General features: G+C 46.6%; 22 protein-coding genes and 1 tRNA gene. 19 read left to right on the plus strand and 4 right to left on the minus strand.

Going from position 1 to position 25,361, the window contains the following annotated elements:
- The 8 genes from B7Y67_RS02465 to B7Y67_RS02500 all read left to right on the plus strand — a co-directional run.
- A partial coding sequence (locus tag B7Y67_RS02465) for a methylmalonyl-CoA mutase family protein (RefSeq protein WP_293597186.1) occupies positions 1-1,309 on the plus strand: 1,309 nt, incomplete at its 5' end.
- A gap of 22 nt (positions 1,310-1,331) precedes the next feature.
- A complete protein-coding gene (meaB, locus tag B7Y67_RS02470; RefSeq protein WP_293597187.1) occupies positions 1,332-2,357 on the plus strand; it encodes a methylmalonyl Co-A mutase-associated GTPase MeaB in 1,026 nt (341 codons plus the stop codon).
- Positions 2,358-2,367: 10 nt separating this feature from the next.
- Positions 2,368-3,900, plus strand: a complete 1,533-nt coding sequence (locus B7Y67_RS02475; protein ID WP_293597188.1) for an acyl-CoA carboxylase subunit beta — start codon at positions 2,368-2,370, stop codon at positions 3,898-3,900.
- A 26-nt stretch (positions 3,901-3,926) separates the two neighbouring features.
- Entirely contained in the window at positions 3,927-5,951 is a 2,025-nt protein-coding gene (gene accC, locus B7Y67_RS02480; protein ID WP_293597206.1) for an acetyl-CoA carboxylase biotin carboxylase subunit, read from the plus strand.
- Positions 5,952-5,959: 8 nt separating this feature from the next.
- Entirely contained in the window at positions 5,960-6,424 is a 465-nt protein-coding gene (locus B7Y67_RS02485; RefSeq protein ID WP_293597189.1) for a VOC family protein, read from the plus strand.
- Between the two features lie 18 nt (positions 6,425-6,442).
- A complete protein-coding gene (gene tsaB, locus B7Y67_RS02490) occupies positions 6,443-7,168 on the plus strand; it encodes a tRNA (adenosine(37)-N6)-threonylcarbamoyltransferase complex dimerization subunit type 1 TsaB (RefSeq protein ID WP_293597190.1) in 726 nt (241 codons plus the stop codon).
- Positions 7,158-7,703: a ribosomal protein S18-alanine N-acetyltransferase gene (rimI, locus tag B7Y67_RS02495; protein WP_293597191.1), complete on the plus strand. Its 546-nt coding sequence runs from the start codon at positions 7,158-7,160 to the stop codon at positions 7,701-7,703. Before tsaB ends, rimI begins: the two co-directional genes overlap by 11 nt.
- 2 nt (positions 7,704-7,705) lie before the next feature.
- Entirely contained in the window at positions 7,706-8,269 is a 564-nt protein-coding gene (locus B7Y67_RS02500; RefSeq protein ID WP_293597192.1) for a hypothetical protein, read from the plus strand.
- A gap of 9 nt (positions 8,270-8,278) precedes the next feature.
- Here B7Y67_RS02500 and lplT read toward each other — a convergent pair whose 3' ends face one another.
- On the minus strand, positions 8,279-9,598 hold the full coding sequence (lplT, locus tag B7Y67_RS02505) for a lysophospholipid transporter LplT (RefSeq protein WP_293597193.1): 1,320 nt from the start codon (positions 9,596-9,598) through the stop codon (positions 8,279-8,281).
- A 74-nt stretch (positions 9,599-9,672) separates the two neighbouring features.
- On the opposite strand from lplT, the gene alr reads away from it, so the two are divergent.
- Positions 9,673-10,773, plus strand: a complete 1,101-nt coding sequence (gene alr / locus B7Y67_RS02510; protein ID WP_293597207.1) for an alanine racemase — start codon at positions 9,673-9,675, stop codon at positions 10,771-10,773.
- Between the two features lie 39 nt (positions 10,774-10,812).
- Here the strand turns inward: alr and B7Y67_RS02515 are convergent, their stop codons facing one another.
- Positions 10,813-11,712 carry an outer membrane protein assembly factor BamD gene (locus B7Y67_RS02515; RefSeq protein WP_293597194.1) on the minus strand — a complete coding sequence of 300 codons (900 nt, stop codon included), beginning with the start codon at positions 11,710-11,712 and terminating at the stop codon, positions 10,813-10,815.
- Here B7Y67_RS02515 and B7Y67_RS02520 point away from each other — a divergent pair.
- The 7 genes from B7Y67_RS02520 to B7Y67_RS02550 all read left to right on the plus strand — a co-directional run bounded on the left by B7Y67_RS02520 (position 11,706) and on the right by B7Y67_RS02550 (position 19,285).
- A complete protein-coding gene (locus B7Y67_RS02520; RefSeq protein ID WP_293597195.1) occupies positions 11,706-12,755 on the plus strand; it encodes an RluA family pseudouridine synthase in 1,050 nt (349 codons plus the stop codon). The two genes, B7Y67_RS02515 and B7Y67_RS02520, sit on opposite strands and share 7 nt — an antisense overlap.
- The gene (gene pgeF, locus B7Y67_RS02525; RefSeq protein WP_293597196.1) at positions 12,742-13,509 is read left to right on the plus strand and encodes a peptidoglycan editing factor PgeF; all 768 of its coding nucleotides are present in this window, start codon (positions 12,742-12,744) and stop codon (positions 13,507-13,509) included. Before B7Y67_RS02520 ends, pgeF begins: the two co-directional genes overlap by 14 nt.
- 101 nt (positions 13,510-13,610) lie before the next feature.
- Positions 13,611-15,242, plus strand: a complete 1,632-nt coding sequence (gene phaC, locus B7Y67_RS02530) for a class I poly(R)-hydroxyalkanoic acid synthase (protein WP_293597197.1) — start codon at positions 13,611-13,613, stop codon at positions 15,240-15,242.
- 21 nt (positions 15,243-15,263) lie between these two features.
- On the plus strand, positions 15,264-16,004 hold the full coding sequence (locus B7Y67_RS02535) for a 3-ketoacyl-ACP reductase (protein WP_293597198.1): 741 nt from the start codon (positions 15,264-15,266) through the stop codon (positions 16,002-16,004).
- A 116-nt stretch (positions 16,005-16,120) separates the two neighbouring features.
- Positions 16,121-16,660: a polyhydroxyalkanoate synthesis repressor PhaR gene (gene phaR, locus B7Y67_RS02540; protein ID WP_293597199.1), complete on the plus strand. Its 540-nt coding sequence runs from the start codon at positions 16,121-16,123 to the stop codon at positions 16,658-16,660.
- 2 nt (positions 16,661-16,662) lie between these two features.
- Complete coding sequence (gene rimO, locus B7Y67_RS02545) at positions 16,663-18,021, plus strand: 30S ribosomal protein S12 methylthiotransferase RimO (RefSeq protein ID WP_293597200.1); 1,359 nt, start codon at positions 16,663-16,665, stop codon at positions 18,019-18,021.
- A 79-nt stretch (positions 18,022-18,100) separates the two neighbouring features.
- Positions 18,101-19,285 (plus strand): acetyl-CoA C-acyltransferase family protein, encoded by a 1,185-nt coding sequence (locus tag B7Y67_RS02550; RefSeq protein ID WP_293597201.1) that lies wholly within the window; start codon positions 18,101-18,103, stop codon positions 19,283-19,285.
- 39 nt (positions 19,286-19,324) lie between these two features.
- On the opposite strand, the gene serB is transcribed toward B7Y67_RS02550, so the two are convergent.
- Together serB and mfd are read right to left on the minus strand one after the other, a co-directional pair.
- Positions 19,325-20,215: a phosphoserine phosphatase SerB gene (gene serB, locus B7Y67_RS02555; RefSeq protein WP_293597202.1), complete on the minus strand. Its 891-nt coding sequence runs from the start codon at positions 20,213-20,215 to the stop codon at positions 19,325-19,327.
- A gap of 20 nt (positions 20,216-20,235) precedes the next feature.
- On the minus strand, positions 20,236-23,790 hold the full coding sequence (gene mfd, locus B7Y67_RS02560) for a transcription-repair coupling factor (RefSeq protein WP_293597203.1): 3,555 nt from the start codon (positions 23,788-23,790) through the stop codon (positions 20,236-20,238).
- A gap of 23 nt (positions 23,791-23,813) precedes the next feature.
- Here mfd and ispD point away from each other — a divergent pair, with 23 nt between their 5' ends.
- From ispD to B7Y67_RS02575, 3 genes are all read left to right on the plus strand, one after another.
- On the plus strand, positions 23,814-24,587 hold the full coding sequence (gene ispD / locus B7Y67_RS02565; RefSeq protein WP_293597204.1) for a 2-C-methyl-D-erythritol 4-phosphate cytidylyltransferase: 774 nt from the start codon (positions 23,814-23,816) through the stop codon (positions 24,585-24,587).
- Between the two features lie 8 nt (positions 24,588-24,595).
- The gene (gene ispF, locus B7Y67_RS02570) at positions 24,596-25,087 is read left to right on the plus strand and encodes a 2-C-methyl-D-erythritol 2,4-cyclodiphosphate synthase (protein ID WP_293597205.1); all 492 of its coding nucleotides are present in this window, start codon (positions 24,596-24,598) and stop codon (positions 25,085-25,087) included.
- Positions 25,088-25,168: 81 nt separating this feature from the next.
- Positions 25,169-25,255, plus strand: a tRNA-Leu gene (locus B7Y67_RS02575).
- The last annotated feature ends 106 nt before the right edge of the window (positions 25,256-25,361 follow it).

Genomic DNA, 25,361 nt, shown 5'->3' on the forward strand with positions numbered 1-25,361 from the left:
CATTGGCATGAACTTTTATTTAGAAGTTGCTAAGTTACGTGCTGCACGTCTCTTGTGGTGGCGCATCATGAAATCATTCGAGCCAAAGAATCCAAAGTCGTTGATGTTGCGCACGCACTGCCAAACCTCAGGCTGGTCTTTGACTGAACAAGATCCATTTAACAACGTGGTTCGTACGACAGTTGAAGCCATGGCTGCAGTATTTGGTGGCACTCAATCTTTGCATACGAATTCCTTTGATGAAGCGATTGCTTTACCTTCTGAATTCTCAAGCCGTATTGCTCGTAATACTCAGTTGATCTTGCAAGAAGAAACCCATATTACTAGCGTCATAGATCCATGGGCTGGCTCTTACATGATGGAGAATCTCACTCAAGAAATGGCCGATAAGGCTTGGGAAATTATCCAAGAAGTTGATGCAATGGGCGGTATGACGAAAGCAGTTGAAAGCGGTTGGGCCAAGCTCAAGATTGAGGCTGCCGCAGCTGAGAAGCAGGCCAAGATTGACTCTGGCTCTGATGTCATTGTCGGTGTGAATAAGTACAAGTTGGGTAAAGAAGACTTAGTTGATGTCTTGATGATCGATAACGACAAGGTTCGTGAAAGCCAAGTTGCTCGATTAAAAGATATTAAGACTAAGCGCGATTCTAAAAAAGTCGAGGCTGCACTAGAAGCATTAACTAAAGCTGCAGAAGAAAACACTGGCAACCTATTGGAGTTAGCTGTTCAGGCAATTCGTTTGCGTGCTACGGTTGGCGAAGTTTCTGATGCATTAGAAAAGGTTTACGGGCGCCATCGCGCCGATACTCAAAAGGTAACTGGTGTGTATGCAGCTGCTTATGACTCAGCAGAAGGATGGGAAAAGTTGAAAGTAGAGATTGCTGAATTTGCAAAAGACTTTGGTCGTCGTCCACGTGTGATGATTGCTAAGTTGGGTCAGGATGGCCATGATCGAGGCGCTAAGGTTGTTGCAACTGCTTTTGCTGACCTTGGATTTGACGTGGATATAGGACCCTTGTTCCAAACCCCTGAAGAGTGTGCTCGTCAAGCAATTGAGAATGACGTACACGCCTTAGGAGTTTCTACGCTGGCTGCAGGCCACAAGACTTTGGTGCCAGCCATCATTGCTGAGCTGAAGAAGCAGGGTGCTGATGACATCATTGTTTTCGTTGGTGGAGTAATACCAAGACAGGATTACGATTTCTTATATGAGGCAGGGGTTAAAGGCATTTATGGCCCGGGTACCCCTATTCCAGCCTCAGCCAAGGATGTACTCGAGCAGATTCGTAAGTCTGTAAAACCTGATTAATTTAGAGAGCAAAGACATCAGCATGCTTAATGCAGTTGACCAAGCTTTGGTGCGTGATCTCACTGGTGCGCCTTCATCGGCGCAGCGTCGGGCCTTAGCCAAGATCATTACCTTACTCGAGTCCACGCGCATGGATCACCGTAAGCGTGCTGATGAGTTACTTAATACCCTGTTGCCAAAAACAGGAAAATCATTTCGCTTGGGTATCTCTGGGGTTCCTGGTGTCGGCAAGTCCACTCTGATTGAGACTTTGGGTTTGTATTTAATTAAAAAAGGGCATCGGGTTGCAGTTCTGGCAATCGATCCTTCCTCCAGCTTATCTGGTGGTTCTATTTTGGGCGATAAGACCCGAATGGAGAGACTCTCAGTTTTGGATAATGCGTTTATTCGCCCAAGCCCATCATCATGCACACTAGGCGGTGTAGCCGAGAAAACACGCGAAGCAATGCTCGTTGCTGAAGCTGCCGGTTTTGACATTGTGATTGTGGAGACTGTCGGCGTTGGTCAAAGCGAAATTGCAGTTGCCGGCATGACGGATATGTTCCTCTTATTGCAATTGCCTAATGCTGGAGATGATCTGCAGGCTATTAAAAAAGGCGTGATGGAAATTGCTGATCTGATTGTGATTAATAAAGTAGATATCGATCCAGATGCAGCCATGCGTGCGCAATTATTTATTACCAGCTCTTTGCGTCTCTTGGGCTTCCAGGGTAATCCCAATCATGCTTCGCATAATCAAGAGTATTGGCATCCAACCGTCATGACCTTAAGCGCCTTAGAGGGTAATGGCGTACCTGAATTATGGGAAAAGATTCTGCATTTTCAGAAGCTACAAAACGCGAATGGCCAGATACAGTCTCGTCGCAAACAACAATCCGGCGCTTGGATGTGGGATCGCATTGATGCAGGTCTCAAGAACGCTTTTCAGAATCACCCTGAAGTACAAAGACTCTTACCCGTCCTCAGTGGAGAGGTAAATCAAGGAAGCATGGCCGCATCTGTTGCTGCGAGGCGTTTACTCGAGGCAATGGGACACGAATTTTTCTAAGGGAGTAGTTATGAAGGAAATCATTCAACAGCTTGAAGCAAAACGTGAGCTTGCCAGATTGGGTGGCGGGCAAAAGCGCATTGCTGCTCAACATTCCAAAGGCAAGCTGACTGCTCGCGAACGTATTGAGCTCTTGTTGGATGCGGGCACTTTTGAAGAGTGGGATATGTTCGTTGAGCATCGTTGCCATGACTTTGGTATGGCCGATCAAACTGTTCCAGGCGATGGCGTTGTTACTGGCTACGGCATGATTAATGGCCGATTGGTTTTTGTGTTCTCTCAAGACTTCACTGTCTTAGGCGGATCTCTTTCAGAAGCGCATGCTGAGAAGATTTGTAAGATCATGGATCAGGCGCTCAAAGTAGGCGCACCGGTTATTGGTCTAAATGACTCTGGTGGTGCACGTATTCAAGAAGGTGTTGCATCTCTGGGTGGCTATGCTGAAATCTTCCAGCGCAATGTCACTGCCTCTGGCGTCATCCCGCAAATTTCCTTAATCATGGGCCCATCAGCTGGCGGTGCAGTTTACTCACCAGCTCTGACAGATTTCATCTTCATGGTGAAAGATAGCTCTTATATGTTTGTGACCGGTCCAGAAGTAGTGAAAACAGTGACTCATGAAGATGTAACTGCGGAAGAATTGGGTGGTGCCGTTACTCATTCCACCATTTCAGGTGTTTGCGATTTAGCTTTTGATAATGACGTTGACGCCATCATGATGCTCCGTCGCTTCTTTAACTATCTACCGTTATCCAATCGTGAAAAACCACCTATGATCAATGGGGCGCAACGTACCGAAGAGCCAGATTTTTCTCTCGATACATTAGTGCCAAGCAATCCGAATCAACCTTACGATATGAAAGAGTTGATCGAGAAAATCGTTGATGACGGTGAGTTCTTTGAGCTCCAGCCTGATTACGCTAAAAATATTCTAATAGGCTTTGCTCGCATGGAAGGCCGTTCGATTGGCATTGTTGCTAACCAGCCCTTAGTTTTAGCCGGTTGTCTGGATATCAAGGCATCCATTAAAGCTGCCCGCTTTGTTCGTTTCTGCGATGCCTTCAATATCCCAGTTGTTACATTGGTTGACGTACCTGGATTTATGCCTGGCACCTCTCAGGAATACGGCGGGATTATCAAGCATGGGGCAAAGCTACTCTATGCTTATGCAGATTGCACCGTTCCAAAGGTTACGCTAATTACTCGTAAAGCTTATGGTGGTGCTTATGACGTGATGGCTTCTAAGCATTTGCGTGGTGACGTTAACTTTGCCTGGCCATCTGCTGAGATTGCAGTGATGGGGCCAAAGGGTGCCGTTGAAATTATTTTCCGTGAAGAAAAGGCTGATCCTGCAAAAATCTTGGCTCGTGAAGCTGAATACAAGGCGAAGTTTGCAAACCCATTTGTCGCGGGTCGACGCGGCTACATTGATGATGTGATCTTGCCTCATGAGTCACGTAAGCGTATCTCGCGTTCTTTGGCAATGCTCAAAGATAAAGAGCTCACAAATCCACCGCGTAAACACGGCAATATCCCTCTTTAAGGCGCCGACAAATCATGACTACGAAAATGTTTAAGAAAATTTTGATTGCCAACCGTGGCGAGATTGCTTGCCGTGTAATGAAAACCGCCAAGAAGATGGGTATCAAGACGGTTGCCGTCTATTCCGAGGCAGATAAAGAAGCGCGTCATGTGCAGATGGCTGACGAAGCAGTTTGTATTGGACCAGCCCCTTCGCGCGAATCATATTTGGTGATGGACCGCATTATTCAAGCCTGCAAAGATACTGGCGCCCAAGCGGTTCACCCTGGCTATGGTTTCTTATCGGAGAACGAGCAATTTGCTCGCCGTTGCGAAGAAGAGGGCATTGTCTTCATCGGCCCAAAACATCAGTCTATTGCGGCAATGGGTGACAAGATTGCTTCGAAGAAGCTGGCATTAGAGGCTAAGGTTAATACGATTCCTGGATTTAATGAGGCCATTGACAAGGCTGAGGATGCAGTCAAGATTGCCCAGGGCATCGGCTATCCAGTCATGATTAAGGCATCAGCAGGTGGTGGCGGTAAGGGCTTGCGCGTTGCCTTCAATGATAAAGAAGCTTTTGAAGGGTTTACTGCGTGTCGTACTGAGGCTCTCAATAGCTTTGGTGATGATCGTGTCTTCATTGAGAAGTTTGTTGAAGGTCCTCGTCATATTGAGATTCAGGTGCTGGGTGACTCACATGGCAATGTGGTGTATCTAGGTGAGCGCGATTGCTCTATTCAGCGACGCCATCAAAAGGTCATTGAAGAAGCGCCATCACCATTTATTGATCCCGCAACCCGTAAAGCGATGGGTGAGCAGGCTGTTGCCTTGGCAAAAGCGGTGAACTATCAATCTGCAGGCACCGTGGAGTTTGTGGTTGGTAAAGATAAGTCTTTCTACTTCCTTGAGATGAATACCCGCTTGCAAGTTGAGCATCCGGTAACCGAGGGAATTACGGGTCTCGATTTGGTGGAGCAGATGATTCGTGTAGCGGCTGGTGAGAAATTGACATTCAAACAAGAAGAGGTCAAGTTGGATGGTTGGTCGATGGAGTGCCGTATTAATGCGGATGATCCATTCCGAAACTTTTTGCCTTCTACAGGCCGTCTCGTTAAATACCGCCCGCCAGAAGAATTGGATGGTGTGCGCGTTGATACTGGCGTCTTTGAGGGTGGTGAGATTCCAATGCACTATGACTCTATGATTGCTAAATTGATAGTACATGGCAAAGATCGTACTGAAGCAATCGAAAAGATGCGTGCTGCACTAAATGACTTTGTCATTCGTGGGATTCACTCCAATATCCCTTTCCAGGCGGCCCTTCTACAGCACCCGCGCTTTGTCTCTGGTGATTTCACTACTGGCTTTATTGCAGAAGAGTATCCCGATGGCTTTAAGAAGGATTCTGTACAACCGTCTGATCCAAAACGTTTGGCTGCTTTGTCGGCATTTATGCGCTATCGCTACCTCGAGCATATCAAAATGATTGACGGTCAATTGGCTGGTCACGAGATGACAATTGCTAAGAATTTCGTAGCGGTCACTGGATTACGCGTTGGATCTAGCGCAGAGATGAAAGAAGTCCCTGTTCGCGTTGATCTTAAGGATGGTGTTTACGCCGTCTACGTTGAAGAAGATGGTGACGTAAGCCGTTACAACATCGTCAGCAATTGGCGTCCAGGCGAGCTATGCTTGCGTGCAACCATCAATGGTACTCACAAGATTACTGCTCAAGTAGAGCGCAATGGCGTCAAGTACGCTCTTGTCTTGGACGGTGCGCACTACGAGTGTATGGTCCTAAGCCCCTTGGGTGCTGAGCTTCAGCGTCGCATGTTGGTCAAAGTTCCGCCGGATACTTCTAAGTTAGTGATGTCGCCAATGCCCGGCCTATTAACCAACATATCTGTCCAAGTTGGTGAGGCAGTAACTGCTGGTCAAAAATTGGCTGCGATTGAGGCAATGAAAATGGAAAACACATTGGTTGCGGCCCAAGATGGGTTAGTTGCTGAAATTTGTGCCAATGTTGGCGAAAGCTTAACGGTTGATCAATTGATCATTCGTTTCGAATAAGGCTAGCCATGACTAAACCATTCAAGATATTGGGTATTCAGCAAATTGCGATTGGCGGAGAAAACAAAAATCGCCTCCGTAAGCTTTGGGTTGACCTATTGGGCTTTGAATACAAAAGCACCTTTGTCTCTGAGCGTGAAAACGTCGATGAAGATATTTGTGCGATTGGCAAAGGCCTTCACGAAATTGAAGTTGATCTTATGCAACCCTTTGATATTGGAAAGAAGCCTGCTGTTCATCTAACCCCTTTAAATCACATTGGTTTATGGGTGGATGATCTTCCAAAGGCGGTTGAGTGGTTATCTGCTCAGGGCTTGCGTTTTGCGCCAGGCGGCATTCGTAAGGGTGCTGCTGGATATGACATTACCTTTGTCCATCCGAAAGGCAATGAAGAGTTTCCTTTCTGCGGCGAGGGTGTATTGATTGAGCTTGTTCAGGCGCCACCAGATATCATTGCAGGCCTGAGTTCATAAGTATCTAGAAAGCTTCAATTGACCCATATATTGGCCATCGACACCTCGTCAGCTTGGTGTTCGGTAGCGTTATCTTTAACTAATGCTGCGCCAATTGTTCGTCACCAAAAAGTGTCGGCCGGGGCTAGTCAACTCTTGTTGCCTTGGGTTGAAGAGATATTATCCGAAGCCTCAATCGAACTTGCCGCTCTTGATGCTATTGCAATTGGCGTAGGTCCGGGGGCTTTCACGGGTGTTCGCCTTGGGGTTGCTGCAGTCCAGGGTCTAGCAATTGCGGCAAGACTAGCAGTTCTACCAGTAGCAAGTCTGGATGCTATCGCTAGTCAACTTATTCTGACTCCTGCGTTTATTGCTTCGGGTGCTCAATCATTTGTAATTGCCATTGATGCCCGCATGGGTGAGGTTTACTGGGCTAGTTATCAAGTAGTAGCAAACCAATTACCGCAACGTCAGGGTGATATTCATCTGACAAGCCCAGAGGGAATTGAACTCTCGAATATTGAGTTCTTAGCTGGCAGTGCAATTACCGAGTTTGGTGATCGTGTATTTGCTAGTGTGCCGCAAGCTCTTGACAGCAATCATCTTGATTCAGCTATTACTGTCAATGCCCTGGGGGTTTTAGCTTGCGCTCAGGATATGTGGAGCAAAGGCTTGCAACAAGATATTCACCTGCTTGAGCCGCTCTATATACGTAATGAAGTGGCGTTGACCTCTGCCGAACGTAGTCAACAACATGACAGATAGCATTAAGTCTACACAGTCGAGTACTGAGGGCGTATCAGAGCTTTCATTTCTGCCAATGACGGTTGCGGATTTGGATTCAGTTCTCGCCATAGAATCGGCTTCACATATTCACCCTTGGACAAAAGGCAATTTTTCAGACTCACTTGCTGCGGGTCATTGGGCATATTGTGTCAGACCGCAATTGTCGGATGCAGTAAAGGGCAGTTATTTAGACCCAGAAATTCTCTGGGCTTATTGCATCTTGTTTCCAGCGGTAGATGAGCTGCACCTACTGAACATCACTGTTTCCCCGAAATTACGTCGCCTGGGAATTGGTTTAAAAATGATGAATGCAATCGAAGGTGTAGCTTCTCAGCAAAACATGCCCAGAATTATTCTGGAGGTTCGACCCTCCAATGAATCGGCCTTAATGCTGTATCAAAGCCTTGGGTATGAGCAGATTGGTTTACGCAAAAATTATTACCCAGTTGATGCCAATAGTGGATTGCGTGAAGACGCCCTGGTTTTGGCTAAATCGATTAAGCTTGAGGCATGAATATGAGTGCAAATTCCGCCTTTCTTAAAGAGATGGGTATTACTGAGTGGACTTCACGAGATGGAGCCTCCGTTCAAGCTTTAGAAGTGATTGCTGCTGAGATATCTAACCATCGGGCTGATACTTCAAGCTCTCTATCCTCTGCATCTCTTTTTGTAGTCGAAAAGCACGAGAGAGTGTCGTCTGGGATATGGTGGTTCTATGGCAATAAGCCTCAAGGTCACGCCGAAGTACTTTTTCAGAACACCATTCGGGTTCTCGGCTTAACTCCCCAAGATTGGTCTTGGAAAAATCCTGCTGAACAATTCAATCTCGAGCAGTTACCTCAAGATGGAACGCCTATAGTGGCTCTAGCATTTGGCGGATCTGCTGCCCAAAGATTGTCAGGTGAGCGTGATGCGTTGCCTGAGCTGCGTGAGACTGTGTTGGCAATTAACGCCAAGGGTGCAGAGGAGTTACCGCTAATTGCCACTTTTGAATTAAATCAGTTGATTGCTAGACCAAAAGACAAGAGTCTATTCTGGCAAGATTTACTATTGGCTAAATCAGTCCTACAAAACCTCTAAGCCTTGTGCTTAGAGCTTATGTTCACCAATCAAATGCATTGAGTCATATTCAGCTTGATTTGCAGCATGGCGCTTAATGACTAGCCACATGATTGCGCTCACCGTAACACCAAAGCCAATAATCACCGCCTGAATTGGCGCATCCAACCAAATCAGTCCGGAATAAATCAATAGCATCATCAGAACAGAAATGTTCTCGTTAAAGTTTTGTACGGCAATGGAATGTCCCGCAGACATCAGAATATGGCCGCGATGCTGAAGTAATGCATTCATCGGTACGACAAAATAGCCAGCCAACCAGCCAACCAATACCAGTAGGAAATAGGCCGGTAGCAAATTGAGTGAAATCTCAAACTTGCCAATAGTCCAGATGCTTGTATTGGGCAACATGTCCGAGTTGTAGATTGCCATTACGCAGACAACTAAGCCCATGGTGATGCCATAGGGGAGGACCTTGAGTGAGCTTTTAAGGGGTACTCGCCAAGCAGCCCATACAGCCCCTCCAGCTACGCCAAATGCAGAAATTGCCTGGAGAATGGCGCCTTGCGATAAGGTCATATGTAGAGCAACCTGTGCCCACTTAATCACAATAAATTGCAAGGTGGCTCCAGCACCCCAAAACAAGGTTGTGACTGCCAAGGAGATTTGACCAAGGCGGTCATCCCAGAGTGTCTTAAAGCAGACAGCAAAATCTTTTACCAGTTCGATCGGGCTGGTCTTTTGGGATTCATAACGCGCCCCAGTGTCTGGAATGCGTAAATTAATTAGGGCTGCCAGTAAGTAAATCATCATGATGATCAGAATGGCAGATTCTGCAGCAGTATCAATGCTGGTCTCAAGGATGGGCATATCAAAGCCTAAGAGGCTTTCAGATACCGATTTACTAATTAAAACCCCTCCAAGTACTGTTCCCATAATGATGGAGCCCACGGTAAGACCTTCAATCCAGCCGTTAGCCGCAACCAATTTTTCTGGTGGAAGTAATTCTGTGAGGATGCCGTATTTAGCTGGGGAGTAGGCGGCAGCTCCTAGGCCAACAATTGCATAGGCCAGCAAAGGGTGGCTGCCAAACAGCATCACAACGCAACCAACGAATTTAATCGTATTGGTGATGAACATCACATTGCCCTTGGGGCGGGAGTCAGCAAAGGCTCCCACAAAGGCTGCCAGCAGTACATAGGAAAGAACGAAGAATAATTTGAGTAAAGGAGTCATCCAGGCCGGAGCGTTAAGCTGGACCAAGAGGGCGATTGCTGCGATCAGCAATGCGTTATCAGCAAGCGACGAAAAAAATTGCGCCGCCATAATGATGTAAAAACTACGGTTCATTCGTACAATCTAGTCATTACTGCAATTAAAACATGAAAGGAGGGGTGGATATGAGCTTGTCAGCTAATCGCTTAATTAATAGGCCAATTCTGGCAACTATACACACAGATGCCTTTCGTCATAATTTGGGTCGTATTCGTGAGCTTGCCCCTGAATCCAAGGTCTGGTCGGTTGTGAAGGCTAAGGCCTATGGCCATAGCCTGGAGGCAGCCTTTAAAGGTCTTGAATCGACAGACGGTTTTGCCTTACTTGACCTTGCTGATGCACAGTGGTTAAGGGACCACGGCTGGGAGGGTCGGATTCTCTTGTTAGAGGGTATTTTTAGTCAGCAGGAGCTTGAGCTGACAGTCCAACTTCAATGTGACTTGGTGGTGCATAGCGAAATGCAAGTTATTTGGCTTGAAGCCCTTAAGAACCATTCAAGCCACCCAATCAGTGTATTTTTAAAGCTCAATTCGGGAATGAATCGTCTCGGCTTTAGACCTGATCAATATCGCATCGCTTTTCATCGCCTCCATTCTGCTGGCTATCACCTTCATCACATGACTCATTTTGCTAATGCAGATCAAGTTGATCAAGTGCCATCGGTCGGCGAGCAAATGGAGTGCTTTGAGAAAACTACCGAGGGTCTTGAAGCGCCCAGTTCTTTGGCTAACTCCGCTGCGATCCTTTGGCATCGTAATGCACTAGGTGATTGGGTTCGCCCCGGGATCATGCTGTATGGTGTATCGCCAACCGGAGTACATGCGGATATTATTCGATCCGAACTTCAGGCTGTCATGCAGCTACGCAGTGAAATCATTGACATTCAAGAATTAAAGAAGGGCGGCCGCGTTGGTTACGGCGGCCGTTATGAAGCGCCAGAAGACATGCGTATTGGTGTTATTGCCTGTGGCTACGCTGATGGTTATCCGCGTCATGCTGAAGACGGTACGCCAGTTTGGGTTGATGGTGCTGGCGCCCAGGGCGATGGTGTGATTTGTCCGATAGTTGGTCGAGTTTCTATGGACATGTTGACGATTGATTTGCGTGAAGCACCCAATGCCAAGATAGGTAGCGCGGTAGAGCTATGGGGCAATGAAGTGCCAGTAGATGATGTGGCTCAAATGAGTGGAACCATCGGCTATGAACTTATTTGTGCATTGGCACAGAGAGTCCCGGTAGCAATCAAGTAGCGCAGCGCGTTACTTGATTGCACTCATCTTATTTAATTTTTACTTATTCCAGATTTGCCACCAACGACGTTCTTTCTGAACGCGTTGACCAGTAATCATCATTTGACTGTCAGGGAAATTAAGCTTGAACACGCGCGCAGCATCATTGCTGAGATCGGTCATACCTAACTTCTCATATGACTTAGTAAGAAGGTAAAGCGCTTCTTCTACAGCAGGTGCACGATCATAGTCACGAATCACGAGCTGCGCTCTATTAGCGGAAGCTAAATACGCACCGCGTTGATAGTAAAAGCGCGCCACGATCACATCTGCTTCGGCAAGTGAATTCACGATGTAGCGCATTCGGTCCAAAGAATCCGGCGCATATTTACTATCAGGGAAGCGCTCAACTACAACCTTGAAAGATTCAAAAGCTTCCTTAGCCGCTTTTGGATCGCGCTCACTTAAATCTTGTCCAGTGAATTTACCGAGCCAACCTAAATCATCATTAAAACTAATCAAACCTTTAAGGTAGTAGCCGTAATCTAAATTAGGGCTGCCTTGATGAAGTTTGATGAAGCGATCGATAGCTACTTGAGCCTGGGCTTCTTCTTGAGCCTTCCAATAACAATAGGCTGCATTGATCTGCGCTTGTTGAGAGTAGGGTCCAAAAGGGAAGCGTCCCTCTAGCTTTTCAAAGTACTTGCCGCACTTTGCATAATCCGCCTCTTTTAGTTTGTCGGTTGCCTCGGAATAAAGCCTTGTCTCTGACCAAATATCGGCATCATCTTTTTGACCATCGCTACCAGCGCATCCACTGAGAACTAGGCAGACTGCACTGGCTCCAATAAACAAAGAAATGAGAGATTTTTTGGAAGATGACCCAATACTGGCAGCAAGCCTTAAACTGGCGTCTGCAATAACGTCCGACATAACTAAAAGGCTCTTTAAGCGTGGCATTGCCGCATACTCCCGATTCGAATCCCATTGATTATATCGATGATGAGGATTTCATAGCCCTAGAAGTTCCCCCCGAGGTTAGTGGGGAGCGTTTGGATAAGTTTCTTGGTGGCGCTTTGCCTGATTATTCTCGTAATCGGCTCAAAGCCTGGGTTGAGGCTGGAGCTGTCACGGTTGATGGAAAAGTCACCAAAGTTCGCCATTTACTCCGTGGAAGCGAGAGTATTAAGGTGTTCCCACAGGAAATGCCCGAGCAATTTGCCTTTGCCCCGGAAGATATCCCTTTGGATGTTGTCTATGAGGACGACACCATCATTGTGCTCAATAAACCCGCTGGACTCGTTGTGCATCCTGCTGCTGGAAATTGGACGGGAACCTTATTAAATGGCCTATTAAACCGCTTTCCCGAGCTAAAAAGCCTCCCAAGAGCTGGAATTGTCCATCGTCTTGATAAAGATACCTCTGGATTGATGGTGGTAGCTCGGACGGATATCGCGCAAACCTCCTTAGTGAGGCAGCTTCAAGAGCGAACTGTAGGACGGCGTTACCTCTCTTTGGTTTGGGGTGATGCACCTTCTCAAGGTAAAGTGCTGGCAACCGTAGGTCGTGACCAGCGTGACCGCCTCAAAATGGCTGCTGGCTCTGCTCAAGGTAAGCCTGCAGCGACCTTATTTCGACGCCTGGCCAAAGGCGCATTTTCAGAAAGTCCAGTTGCTTTATTGGAATGTCGTCTTGAGACGGGTAGAACCCACCAAATCCGTGTGCACCTGGAATCATTGGGTTTTCCACTCTTAGGTGACCAGGTTTACCGGAAAAGAACACCCGGCGTTGCTAAAGCATTACCTTTCGGTCGCCAAGCGCTGCATGCTTATGCGCTCAGTCTGCAGCACCCAGCAACCCATGAAGTAATGACCTGGTTTAGATTGCCTCCCCAAGATTTAATGGAGTTGCTGCCCATGGTTGGCATGGTTGAGTCAGACCTCCCCAAAGAGGAGGCTTTAATGGCGTCCATCAAAAATGATCAACGCAATGAATCAAATTGAGCCAGACTGGGTTGTGCCGCAGCAAATTAAAGCTTTTTGCACAACCCGCAAGGGCGGAGTTAGTAAGCCGCCTTTTAATAGCTTCAATCTGGGACTCAATGCCGGCGATCATTTGGAGGATGTTCTGCAAAATCGTAGCATCCTTAAGACACACCTGCCCGCCGAGCCAATCTGGCTTAAACAGATTCATGGGGTCACAGTCAGCACCCCGGCCTCAAGGAATGCCTCGGTCAATGGGCCATTTGAAGCAGATGCCTCAGTTACCAATATTCCAAATGAGGTTCTCAGTATTCTGACGGCTGATTGCGTGCCAGTATTGTTTGTAAGTAAATATGGTGATGTCATTGGCGCGGCACATGCTGGCTGGCGTGGTCTTAGCGGCGGAGTTCTTGAAAATACAATCCAGGAAATGTGCTCTCTATCTCCAGGCTTAATGCCTCAGGACATTACGGCATGGATGGGTCCGGCAATTGGACCTTCTGCATTCGAGGTTGGGGAAGATGTACTGCAAGCATTTGCAAGTCAATCGCAAGCTACTTTGGCGCAGGCATTTCAGCCAATTGTTGGAACTCCAGAAAAGTATTTAGCCAATCTATATCTACTCGCTCAGGATCGCCTGCGCTCTTTTGGTGTTGAGCAGATCTATGGCGCAGACTTTTGTACTTTTGGTGACCCGACCAATTTCTTTTCTTATCGCAGAGACAAAGAAACGGGGCGCTTTGCCTCCTTGATTTGGATTTCAGCCGATACCTAACTTCGGGTTATTACTAGCTTAGCTCTAGGGCTAGGGTTAGTGCGTATAACCCTTACAGCTTTATAGATGGAGAATGATCTTAATTAATTAACGAGATCATTATGTTTGCAGGTATGAATACAGGTGTGGCTCCTTCATTGGCGCCACATCATATGGCATTAATTCCTCCAGAACGCCTGGCTGAAATTCAAAAAGAATACTTCACTGAGTTTGCGCATCTTGCGACGAATCCGGAAGTGATTGAAGTAAAGGATCGCCGCTTCTCTGGCAAAGCATGGCACTCCTCATGGAGCAAGATGATTGCCGCTACCTATTTATTGAACTCCAAGCATTTGCTTTCTCTCGCCTCAGCGGTTGATGCTGACGAAAAAACCAAAACTAAAATTTTGTTCACTACAGAACAAATGATTGATGCCTTATCGCCATCCAACTTTATTGCAACCAATCCAGAAGTTCTTGAAAATATCATTAGCTCCCAAGGCCAATCTATTCAAAATGGAATAGTGAACTTGTTGGGCGATTTGAAAAAGGGCAAAGTTTCACTAACTGATGAAAGTGCGTTTGAGGTTGGTAAGAACATTGCAACAACTGAAGGTCAGGTAGTTTTTCGTAATGATCTTTTTGAATTAATTCAGTACACGCCGTTAACTGAGACAGTGTATGAGCGCCCATACTTAATGGTGCCACCATGTATTAACAAATACTATATTTTAGATTTACAGCCAGATAACTCCGTTGTGCGTTATATGGTGGAACAGGGTCACACTGTTTTCTTGGTTTCCTGGAAAAATCCTGATCCGTCAATGTCGAAAGTGACTTGGGATGACTATGTTGGCGAGGGTGTAATCAAGGCAATTGAAGTAACAAAAGATATTGGCGGCACCGATCAAATTAATGTACTCGGCTTTTGTGTTGGTGGCACCTTAACCTCTACTGCTTTAGCAGTTTTGGCGGCACGTAAAAAAGATTATGTTGCTAGCTTAACTTTACTTACTACCTTATTAGATTTCACCGACACTGGTATTTTGGATGTGTTTATCGACGAAGGTATGGTGAAGTTGCGCGAGAGCACCATTGGCGGTGAGGGCGGTCACTTCGGGATGATGTCTGGTTTAGATCTGGGCAACACTTTCTCATTTTTACGTCCAAATGATTTGGTCTGGAATTATGTTGTCGAGAATTACTTAAAAGGCAATTCTCCACCCCCATTTGATTTGCTCTATTGGAATGGCGACTCTACCAATCTTCCTGGTCCGATGTATTGCTGGTATCTACGTCACACCTATCTGCAAAATGAATTAATTAAACCAGGCAAGCTCATTGTTTGTGGTGAAAAGGTGGACTTAGGCAAGATCACTGTCCCAGCCTATATTTATGCATCGCATGACGACCACATCGTGCCTTGGAAGTCAGCTTATGAGTCAACTCATATCCTAAAGGGCAAGAATCGTTTTGTACTTGGTGCATCAGGACATATTGCTGGTGTGATTAACCCACCAGCAAAAAATAAGCGTCATTATTTTGAGAACAATAAATTAGCCAAAACTGCGGACGAGTGGCTTGCTGCAGCAAAAGATATTAAGGGTAGTTGGTGGCCTAACTACGCTAAATGGCTAGAACAGTTTGGTGGCAAGAAAATTAAAGCTAGCAAAACGTTTGGTAATGCACAGTACAAAAAACTAGAAGCAGCGCCTGGTAAGTACGTGAAAGAAAAAGTATCCGCTGCTCAATAATATTTTCATAAGGGGAAATACATGTCTCAAAAAATTGCTTACGTCACTGGCGGTATGGGTGGTATTGGTACTGCTATTTGTCAGCGCCTTGCCAAAGATGGATTTAAGGTCATCGCTGGTTGCGGTCCAAATTCCCCGCGTAAAGATCGTTGGCTTGGCGAGCAAAAGGCTTTGGGTTATGACTTCATTGCCTCCGAGGGTAATGTTTCTGACTGGGACAGTACTGTTGCTGCCTTTGATAAGGTGAAAGCTGAAGTGGGGCGTGTTGACGTTCTGGTGAATAACGCTGGTATTACTAAAGATAGCGTATTTCGCAAAATGACCCCGGAGCAGTGGAAGGCAGTGATTGATACCAACCTCAATTCTTTATTCAATGTCACCAAGCAAGTGGTGGATGGCATGGCTGATAACGGCTGGGGTCGCATCATCAACATATCATCTGTAAATGGTCAGAAAGGTCAGTTTGGCCAATCTAACTATTCAACTGCAAAAGCAGGCTTGCACGGATTTACGATGGCCTTGTCACAAGAATTGGCCTCTAAAGGGGTGACTGTAAACACGGTTTCTCCAGGTTATATCGGTACAGACATGGTTAAGGCAATCCGTGAAGATGTCTTAGAGAAGATTGTTGCTGGTGTACCCGTTAAGCGTTTAGGCACTCCGGAAGAAATCGCTTCGATTTGCTGCTGGATTGCCTCGGTTGATGGTGGCTACGCTACTGGCGCTGACTTCTCCCTTAATGGCGGTCTGCATACAGGCTAAAGACCTAATAAATGCGATTTTAGTGGTCTGCTCATCGGCATATTTACCTTCAGGTCAAACTAGGGATAAACTATGCCGATGTTGCATTGCAGTACCGAGATTTAGGAAAAAAATACATGGCCACACGTTCCAAGAAAGCCGGCGACAGCCGCTTGATTAAGAAGTATCCCAATCGTCGTTTATACGACACTCAAACTAGCACTTATGTAACGCTGGCTGATATTAAAAATTTAGTGATGGCAGGCGATGCTTTTAGCGTTGTTGATGCCAAAACTGAAGATGATCTAACACGTAATATTTTGCTACAAATTATTTTGGAAGAAGAAGCCGGTGGTGCACCGGTATTTTCTACTCAAATGCTTTCACAAATCATTCGCTTTTATGGAAACTCCATGCAAGGTTTGATGGGCAGCTATCTTGAAAAGACGATGCAATCTTTTGTCGATATCCATAATAAGCTGGGCGATCAAACTCAGGGCTTGGGTGCAGGCAGCACTCCTGAAGCTTGGGCCAAGATGATGAATCTGCAAAACCCAATGATGCAAGGCTTAATGGGTAGCTATATGGAGCAGAGCAAAGATCTCTTTGTAAAGATGCAAGAGCAAATGCAGAGTTTCCCATTTACTGGGCAACCTAATAAAACAGAAAAAGAATAGTTGTGGTGGGTAAAGTTGGTTTTGTTTCCTTGGGTTGTCCCAAGGCATTGGTGGATTCTGAACTCATCCTCACTCAATTAAGCGCTGAGGGTTACGAGACTGCTAAGGATTATTCTGGCGCCGATCTGGTAGTTGTGAATACCTGTGGCTTTATCGATTCGGCTGTAGAAGAAAGTCTTGCAGCTATTGGCGAGGCTTTATCTGAAAACGGTAAAGTAATTGTTACCGGCTGCTTAGGTGCCCGAAAAAATGCAGACGGCAGCGACCTCATCCAGAGCATTCACCCTAAAGTCCTTGCCGTTACAGGACCTCACGCCACCCAAGAGGTAATGCAGGCTATTCACTTGCATTTACCAAAGCCACATGATCCGTTTACCGATTTGCTGCCGCCTATTGGTGTCAAGCTCACGCCGAAGCATTATGCGTATCTGAAAATCTCAGAAGGATGCAATCACCGCTGTACTTTTTGCATCATCCCTAGCATGCGCGGCGATCTTGTGTCACGCCCCATAGGTGAAGTGTTGCTGGAGGCAAAAAAACTATTTGAGTCAGGCGTAAAAGAATTATTGGTTGTTTCGCAGGATACGAGTGCCTATGGTGTTGACATTCAATATCGCACTGGCTTTTGGGGCGGCAAGCCCGTTAAGACGCGCATGTTTGATTTGGTCAATGCCTTAAATCAGATTGCGAGAGAGCATCAAGCTTGGGTTCGCCTCCACTATGTTTATCCTTATCCCCACGTCGATGATGTTCTGCCTTTAATGGCGGAATTTGCCGATCATGGCTACGGCGTACTTCCTTATCTAGATATTCCTTTGCAACACGCCCATCCAGATGTACTCAAACGCATGAAGCGTCCCGCCAGCGGAGAAAAGAATATCGAGCGCATTCAGGCATGGCGTGCAGCTTGTCCTGACTTGGTGATTCGAAGCACCTTTATTGCTGGTTTCCCTGGTGAAACAGAAGAAGAGTTTGAATATCTTTTGAATTTCTTGGATGAAGCGCAAATTGATCGTGCCGGCTGTTTTGCTTATTCGCCAGTTGATGGCGCTACTGCCAATGCTTTGGATAATCCCGTGCCCGATGAAGTGCGTGAAGATCGCCGGGCTCGTTTTATGGCCAAGGCCGAAGAAATCTCAATCAAGCGACTTGCTAAAAAAATAGGCAAGAGGGTTCAGGTCATTATTGATCGCGTGGATGATTCCGGTGGAATTGGTAGAGCTATTGGCGATGCCCCTGAAATTGATGGTTTGGTAAGGGTTTTACCTCCAAGCAAGCCTTCAAAGCGCTATCGCGCTGGTGAGATTATCAAGGCAACAGTTATTAGCTCCCAAGGGCATGACCTAATAGCCGAAACTTGACTATTAGAATAAAAATAGTGTTTTGGCCTATTATTGGGGTCAATATTTTGCCTAATTTGGCACCGTAAGGGGGATTGATATGAGTCGTGATGTCGTCGTTTTAAGCGCTGTACGTTCAGCAATTGGTACTTTTAATGGATCACTGAGTAGCCTTGAGCCATCTGAGCTCGGTGGTATTGTGATGAAAGAAGCGGTGGCTCGCTCTGGGGTAGATCCAGCCTTAATTAATTACATTACTGTAGGCAACACCATTCCTACTGATAACCGTTATGCCTATGTAGCTCGTGTTGCCTCTATTCAAGCTGGTCTCCCAATGGAATCTGTTGCGATGGCCCTGAATCGTTTATGCAGCTCTGGCTTGCAAGCGATCGTGACGACTGCTCAACAAATTATGTTGGGCGATTGTGATTACGGTATCGGCGGTGGTGTTGAGGTGATGTCTCGAGGCATGTATGGTTCCCCAGCAATGCGCAGCGGTGCGCGTATGGGTGATACCAAAATGATTGACTTGATGGTGTCTGTATTGACTGATCCATTTGGCGTTGGTCACATGGGTGTTACTGCAGAGAACCTCGTTGAGAAATGGAAGCTTACTCGCGAAGAGCAGGACGCTCTTGCAGTGGAGTCACATCGTCGTGCTGCACATGCAATCAAAGAGGGGCGCTTCAAATCTCAAATCGTTCCAATCACGATCAAAACTCGCAAGGGTGATGTAGTGTTTGATACGGACGAGCATTGCAAACCAGACACCACAATGGAAACTTTGGCGAAGATGAAAGCGGTCTTTAAAAAAGAGGGTGGTAGCGTTACTGCGGGTAATGCATCCGGCATTAATGACGGAGCTGCATTCTTTGTATTGGCTGAAGCTGAGGCAGCTAAGAAGGCCGGTCATAAGCCAATCGCTCGCTTAGTTTCTTACGCTATTGCTGGCGTACCTAACCACATTATGGGTGAAGGTCCAATCCCTGCAACGAAGATCGCTCTGGAGCGCGCTGGCTTGAAATTAGATCAAATCGATGTAATCGAATCCAATGAAGCGTTCGCTGCACAAGCCTTGGCAGTTACTAAAGCTTTGGGCTTAGATCCAGCCAAGACCAACGTAAACGGTGGAGCCATTGCATTAGGTCATCCAATCGGTTGCTCTGGTGCCGCAATTGCTACCAAAGCGATTCACGAGTTACATCGCGTTCAAGGTAAATATGCTTTGGTAACGATGTGTATTGGTGGTGGACAAGGCATTGCTACTATTTTTGAGCGCCTCTAATTAGCGCTTATTTACTGCTCGCGCCTGACTTTAAGTGAGCTAGGCAATCAGTAGTAAGGCAGCATCTAAGCCGACTCGGTCAAAAGCCGCGTCGGCTTTTTCTTTGACGATGGGTTTTGCTTTGTAGGCAACACTGATGCCAGAGCCAAGCATCATCGGTATATCGTTGGATCCGTCGCCCATGGTGATGGAGTTCTTTTTATGGCAATTCATCAGAAGGCAGGCTTGCTCTAGAAAAGCATTTTTAGCTGCGCCATCAACGATATCGCCAATAACTTTACCCGTAAGTTTGCCGTCGACGATTTCTAAAGTATTTGCTTGGGTTTGCTTAAAGCCCAACTCCTTCCGTAGCTTTTCGGTAAAAAAGGTAAAGCCACCAGAAACAAGCAATGTATAAAGTCCACTTGTATTTGCACCAGTAAGCAATTCAGCGGCGCCAGGATTTGGTCGTAAACGCTCTTTGTAAACTGAATCCAATACATCGGCAGAAACACCCTCTAGAAGGGCTACGCGTCTGCGCAAGCTTTCTTTAAAGTCTTTAATCTCACCACGCATAGTGGCTTCCGTAATTTCTGAAACTGCAGCTTTCTTTCCTGTGAAATCTGCAATCTCATCAATACACTCAATATTAATCAGGGTGGAGTCCATGTCCATCGCCAACACCTTCACTTCATCCGCGTTAAATCCTGGTGATAGAAAAGCCAAATCTGCTTCATGGGCAGCGGCAATATCGCGCATAGCAACTCTTGCTTCAGGCAACAGGTCCTGCGAGCAAATCCAGCGTGCAGTGAAATATTTTGAATCAGCTTTTTCTTTATCGTACTTAGAAATATCCATCCCCAAGACTTTTGCATGCTCAATAAACGCAGTGTTTAATTCTGCAGGGATGGGAGTATTTGCAAGGGCTACAAGTGTAAGGTGGCTAGACATAGTTGGTAGGCGATAAAAAATTAATTGACTTGAGCAGTATTGAGCATGGCAGATTCATTCAGGCTTCTGAGAATTCTTCTAATATGGTCTAGGCGTTGCTCTAGCTTCTCAAAATCTTTCTCTTTTTGGGGGAGAATTTTTAACTTATCTTGCCCATTGAGTTGGATGTACTTTGACGACTGAATCAATTGAATGATTTTCATCGGATCAATCGGAGGATTTGGGATGAATTGAATTTGAATTGACGTTGGGCTGGCATCAATCTTTTTAATGCCAAAGCCTTCCATTTCCAGGCGCAAGCGATGGGTTTCATATAGAGATTTAGCCTGGTCAGGCAATTCCCCATAGCGATCAACAAGCTCTTCACGCAAGCCCATGAGTTCAGAGAAGTCGTTTGTACCTGCAAAGCGCTTGTACATGGAGAGTCTCTCATGTACATCAGGGCAATAGTCATTTGGAAAGAGGGCGGGCACACCCAAATTCACATCAGTAGTGGCCTGAAGTGGAGAAAGCAAGTCTGGCTCTTTGCCGCTGCGCAGAGATTTGACGGCGCGATTGAGCATCTCGGTATAAAGCTGAAATCCAATCTCGTGGATTTCCCCAGATTGTTTATCGCCTAAGACTTCGCCGGCACCACGAATTTCTAAATCATGCATCGCCAAATAAAAACCAGAGCCCAGTTCTTCCATGGCTTGAATCGCATTTAAACGCAGTTGAGCTTGCTTACTAAGCACCTCAGGGTCTGGCACAAGCAAGTAGGCATAAGCCTGGTGGTGGGATCGACCAACGCGACCACGTAACTGATGCAATTGCGCCAAGCCAAACTTATCCGCACGATGCATGATGATGGTGTTGGCAGTTGGAACGTCAATACCCGTTTCGATAATGGTGGTACACAACAGGATATTGGTGCGTTGAGTCACAAACTCACGCATGACCGATTCCAATTCACGCTCGTGCATTTGGCCGTGCGCTACGCTAATACTTGCTTCTGGAATAAGTTCTTGTAATGCATGTTTACGGTTCTGAATCGTTTCAACTTCGTTATGCAGGAAGTAAACCTGCCCACCCCGCTTAATCTCACGAAGGACTGCTTCGCGAATAACGCCATCACCCTCGCGTCGTACAAAAGTTTTAATGGCTAGGCGTTTTTGTGGCGCGGTAGCAATGATGGAGAACTCACGCAAGCCCTCCATAGCCATACCGAGAGTTCTTGGAATGGGGGTGGCAGTCAAAGTCAGAATATCGACCTCAACACGTAATGCTTTGAGCGCATCTTTTTGTCGCACACCAAAGCGATGCTCTTCATCCACAATCACCAATCCTAAATTAGCGAACTGTGTTTCTTTTGATAGCAACTTATGTGTACCAATAATGATGTCAGCCTCACCTTTAGCAATTGCTTCTAGTGCTGCATTAATTTCTTTAGTAGTTTTAAAACGTGACAGCTCAACAATACGCACGGGCCAATCTGCAAAGCGATCTTTCCAGGTGGCGACATGTTGTTCAGCGAGCAGGGTGGTTGGGGCCAAAATGGCCACTTGCTTACCGCCCATCACTGCAACAAAGCTGGCGCGTAGAGCAACCTCAGTTTTACCAAAACCCACATCTCCACACACCAGTCTATCCATCGGTGTGCCACTAGTCATATCGCCAATCACTGCGGCAATGGCGTTAGCTTGATCCGGCGTTTCCTCAAAGCCAAAGCTTTCTGCAAAAGCAGCATAATCATGAGCGGAGAATTCAAAGGCATGACCTTTACGAATTGCTCTGGCTGCATACAGACTTAATAGCTCTGCAGCAGTATCACGAATTTGTTGAGCAGCTTTACGTCTCGCTTTATCCCACTGACCAGAACCTAATTGATGCAATGGTGCTGAGTCAGGATCCGAGCCTGCGTAACGCGTCACCATCTGCAACTGCTGAACTGGCACGTAAAGAGTGGCATCTTTGGCGTAGACCAAGTGCAAGAACTCTTCAAAAATGGGTTCTTCTTTTGGCGGCGCTAAATTCAGAAGTACTAAACCTTGATAGCGACCAATGCCATGATCAGAGTGAACAACGGGATCGCCAATCTTAAGCTCAGACAAATCTTTGAAGAGCATGTCTGGATCAGCGCTCTCGCTATCTTTGCCTTTCCGCCTTTGACGGGCGGTAGTGGTAAAGAGTTCTGCCTCGGTAACAACGATGAGGTTTTCGGATGGCCAGGTAAATCCATTAAAGAGTTGCGCCGTGACCAGGCCAAATAGCTCATCACTCTTAATAAAATCAGCAACACCTTCAAAACCTTCTGGCTTTAATGGGTAGAGTGGTTTGCCATTCTGGCCAGCAACTGAATTACTCTCTTCAAAAAGTTGGCGAATGGATTCTTTACGACCATTGCTATCGCTACAAATGAGTATGCGAACTTTTTCTTTTGAGACTAATGCACGCAAGCGATTAATCGGATCAGCATCACGGCGATGCACTGCCAAATCGGGCACAGCTAAAAATTGTGGGGCTTCTTTTGCTTCTTTATCAGGCTCTTTATCCAATGCCAGACGAGCATTGGGTTTGACTGCCGTAAAGAATTGATCCACATCCAGAAATAACTCTGCTGGCGGAAGAATGGGGCGATCAAGATCGTGCTTTAAGAATTCATATCTAGAGATCGTGTCTTTCCAAAAGCCCTTAATAGATTCCTCAATATCACCAATGCTGACTAGCCAAACAGGATCTCCTGAGCGGGGGAAATAATCAAAGACCGTCGATGACTCTTCAAAGAAGAGCGGCAAATAGGATTCGATACCAGCGCTAGGAATACCGAGGTTGGCATCTTTATAAATTGAGCAACGGGTTGGGTCACCCTCAAATACTTCGCGCCACCTACCGCGAAAGGCGGTACGTGAAGCATCATCAAATGGAAACTCATGGCCCGGCAATAGGCGAACTTCTTTAACTGGATAAAGGCTTCGTTGGGTATCGGGATCAAAAGCCCGAATTTGTTCAATCTCATCGCCAAAAAGATCCAGTCGATACGGTAGGCTGGAGCCCATCGGAAACAAGTCAATCAAGCCACCACGAATACTGTATTCGCCGGGGCGCATTACTGAGCTAACGGGGTCGTAACCAGCCTGTTGCAATTGAAGCTTTAGAGCCGCTTCATTGAGCTTGTCACCTTGCCTAAAAAAGAAGGTATGACCTGATAAGAAGTTTGGCGGTCCTAATTTTTGCAGTGCAGTGGTAATCGGCACCAAGACAATGTCGCAACTACCGTTCAGTAATTCATAAAGCGTTGCCAGACGTTCTGAGACCAAATCTTGATGTGGTGAGAAATGGTCATACGGCAGAATTTCCCAATCGGGTAGCAGTCGCGTCTTGAGCTGCGGAGCAAAAGCGGGGATTTCCTCTAATAGGCGCTGGGCTTCTTGCGCCTGAGCACAAAAGATGACCATGACCGAGAACTCAGATCGATAGCGCAGCGCAGATTGGGCGATTAATGCGGCATCAGAAGACCCGACTAGGCCAGAAAAGGTAAAGCGCTGCCCAGCCCGGGGTGCAGGTATGGGGGGCGCTAGTTTTAATGCATCAGACATCTGCGCTCATTATAGAATCAGGCATGCGCCTTGGAAATCAATCTTCACAGTCTTCAGTTCAATGTCACGCCTTATTGCCAACGGCAGGCACGGGATCAAGACTTGGTGGACTTTTGCCAAAGCAGTTTCAGGAATTGGCGGGTAAGCCGATGCTTTCCTATGCTTTAGAGGCATTTGTTGAGACCCCAGAAATTGCTTCGATTTGGGTTGGCGTCAGTCCTAGCTTTATCGACAATCCCATCTTAAATAAGTTTTCCAGCAAATCTGCCTCCATTCAATTTCTTGCGAGCGGCGGCCAAACTCGACAAGAAACCGTCAGAAATACTCTGGCAGGCATGCTCAAAGCTGGTATTCCAGAAACTGATTGGGTCCTGGTCCATGACGCAGCCCGACCTGGAATCTCTCCAGAGCTGATTCAAAAATTGATACATGCTGTGACTCAAGCGGGTGAGGGCGGCCTCTTGGCAATGCCATTGGCCGACACCCTGAAAATGACCGATGCTAACTCTGCTATTGCTGGCAATCCCAATAGGGCGATGAAGACCATTTCTCGAGATCATCTATGGAAGGCTCAAACACCCCAGATGTTTGGTTTAAAGCGCCTGCATGATGCAATTGAAGAGGGAATCCGTCTAGAGGCGGATATTACGGACGAGGCTAGCGCTATGGAGCTCTCAGGCTCTAACCCTTTACTGATAGAGGGCGCAACGCGAAACTTCAAGGTAACTCACCCAGCCGATTGGGATTTAATGCAAACCATTCTGCTTTATCAAGATCAGAAAAAGACCGCCTTATGACCTCAAATATGTCACATATCCCCCAATTTCGCATTGGCCAGGGTTATGACGTCCATGCCCTTGTTGAGGATCGCAAACTAATCTTGGGCGGCATTCACATTCCCAACGATAAAGGCCTGCTGGGTCATTCCGATGCAGATGCTTTATTGCATGCTTTAACCGATGCGCTACTGGGAGCTGCGGGCTTGAATGATATTGGCCAGTTATTTCCGGATACAGATCCCCAGTTTAAGGATATGGATAGCCGTATTTTGCTCAGAGCTGCCCTTCAAAAGGTTCAGGCAGCTGGTTTTCATGTCGGGAATGTGGATGCAACGATTATTTGTCAAAGTCCCAAATTAGCCACTTTTTTACCGGATATGGTCCGTAATATCGCAGCAGATTTAGCGGTTACACCAAGCCATGTCAACCTCAAGGCCAAAACGAATGAATCACTTGGTCATTTAGGGCGAGGCGAGGGCATTGCGGTCCATGCTGTGGCTTTGCTCTATATGGTCTAAATATCCTCCAAAACCGCTAAGCATTGTAGAATTACGGTCTTTAGAGTGAAGCTTCAGCTCGGTAGTGTTTGCGGAATTCGCGCGAGGATGGCGAAATTGGTAGACGCACCAGGTTTAGGTCCTGACGCCAGCAATGGTGTGGGGGTTCGAGTCCCCCTCCTCGCACCACAAGATAGCTACTTGGCTTGGGCTTCACATATTCTGATTTTCAATTAAGAGACGAGAATGGCTGTGCAGATAGAAAATTTAGGTCAGTTAGACCGCAAAGTGACCT

The organism is Polynucleobacter sp. 35-46-11 (genome assembly GCF_002281105.1).

Bases quoted from the DNA above. Each gene is read 5' to 3' on its own strand.
- phaC (WP_293597197.1), top strand. From the start codon at position 13,611: ATGTTTGCAGGTATGAATACAGGTGTGGCTCCTTCATTGGCGCCACAT.
- B7Y67_RS02550 (WP_293597201.1), top strand. From the start codon at position 18,101: ATGAGTCGTGATGTCGTCGTTTTAAGCGCTGTACGTTCAGCAATTGGT.
- B7Y67_RS02515 (WP_293597194.1), bottom strand. From the start codon at position 11,712: ATGCCACGCTTAAAGAGCCTTTTAGTTATGTCGGACGTTATTGCAGAC.
- ispD (WP_293597204.1), top strand. From the start codon at position 23,814: ATGCGCCTTGGAAATCAATCTTCACAGTCTTCAGTTCAATGTCACGCC.
- B7Y67_RS02485 (WP_293597189.1), top strand. From the start codon at position 5,960: ATGACTAAACCATTCAAGATATTGGGTATTCAGCAAATTGCGATTGGC.
- rimI (WP_293597191.1), top strand. From the start codon at position 7,158: ATGACAGATAGCATTAAGTCTACACAGTCGAGTACTGAGGGCGTATCA.
- ispF (WP_293597205.1), top strand. From the start codon at position 24,596: ATGTCACATATCCCCCAATTTCGCATTGGCCAGGGTTATGACGTCCAT.
- lplT (WP_293597193.1), bottom strand. From the start codon at position 9,598: ATGAACCGTAGTTTTTACATCATTATGGCGGCGCAATTTTTTTCGTCG.
- B7Y67_RS02500 (WP_293597192.1), top strand. From the start codon at position 7,706: ATGAGTGCAAATTCCGCCTTTCTTAAAGAGATGGGTATTACTGAGTGG.
- serB (WP_293597202.1), bottom strand. From the start codon at position 20,215: ATGTCTAGCCACCTTACACTTGTAGCCCTTGCAAATACTCCCATCCCT.
- phaR (WP_293597199.1), top strand. From the start codon at position 16,121: ATGGCCACACGTTCCAAGAAAGCCGGCGACAGCCGCTTGATTAAGAAG.
- mfd (WP_293597203.1), bottom strand. From the start codon at position 23,790: ATGTCTGATGCATTAAAACTAGCGCCCCCCATACCTGCACCCCGGGCT.
- accC (WP_293597206.1), top strand. From the start codon at position 3,927: ATGTTTAAGAAAATTTTGATTGCCAACCGTGGCGAGATTGCTTGCCGT.
- pgeF (WP_293597196.1), top strand. From the start codon at position 12,742: ATGAATCAAATTGAGCCAGACTGGGTTGTGCCGCAGCAAATTAAAGCT.
- B7Y67_RS02475 (WP_293597188.1), top strand. From the start codon at position 2,368: ATGAAGGAAATCATTCAACAGCTTGAAGCAAAACGTGAGCTTGCCAGA.
- B7Y67_RS02535 (WP_293597198.1), top strand. From the start codon at position 15,264: ATGTCTCAAAAAATTGCTTACGTCACTGGCGGTATGGGTGGTATTGGT.
- meaB (WP_293597187.1), top strand. From the start codon at position 1,332: ATGCTTAATGCAGTTGACCAAGCTTTGGTGCGTGATCTCACTGGTGCG.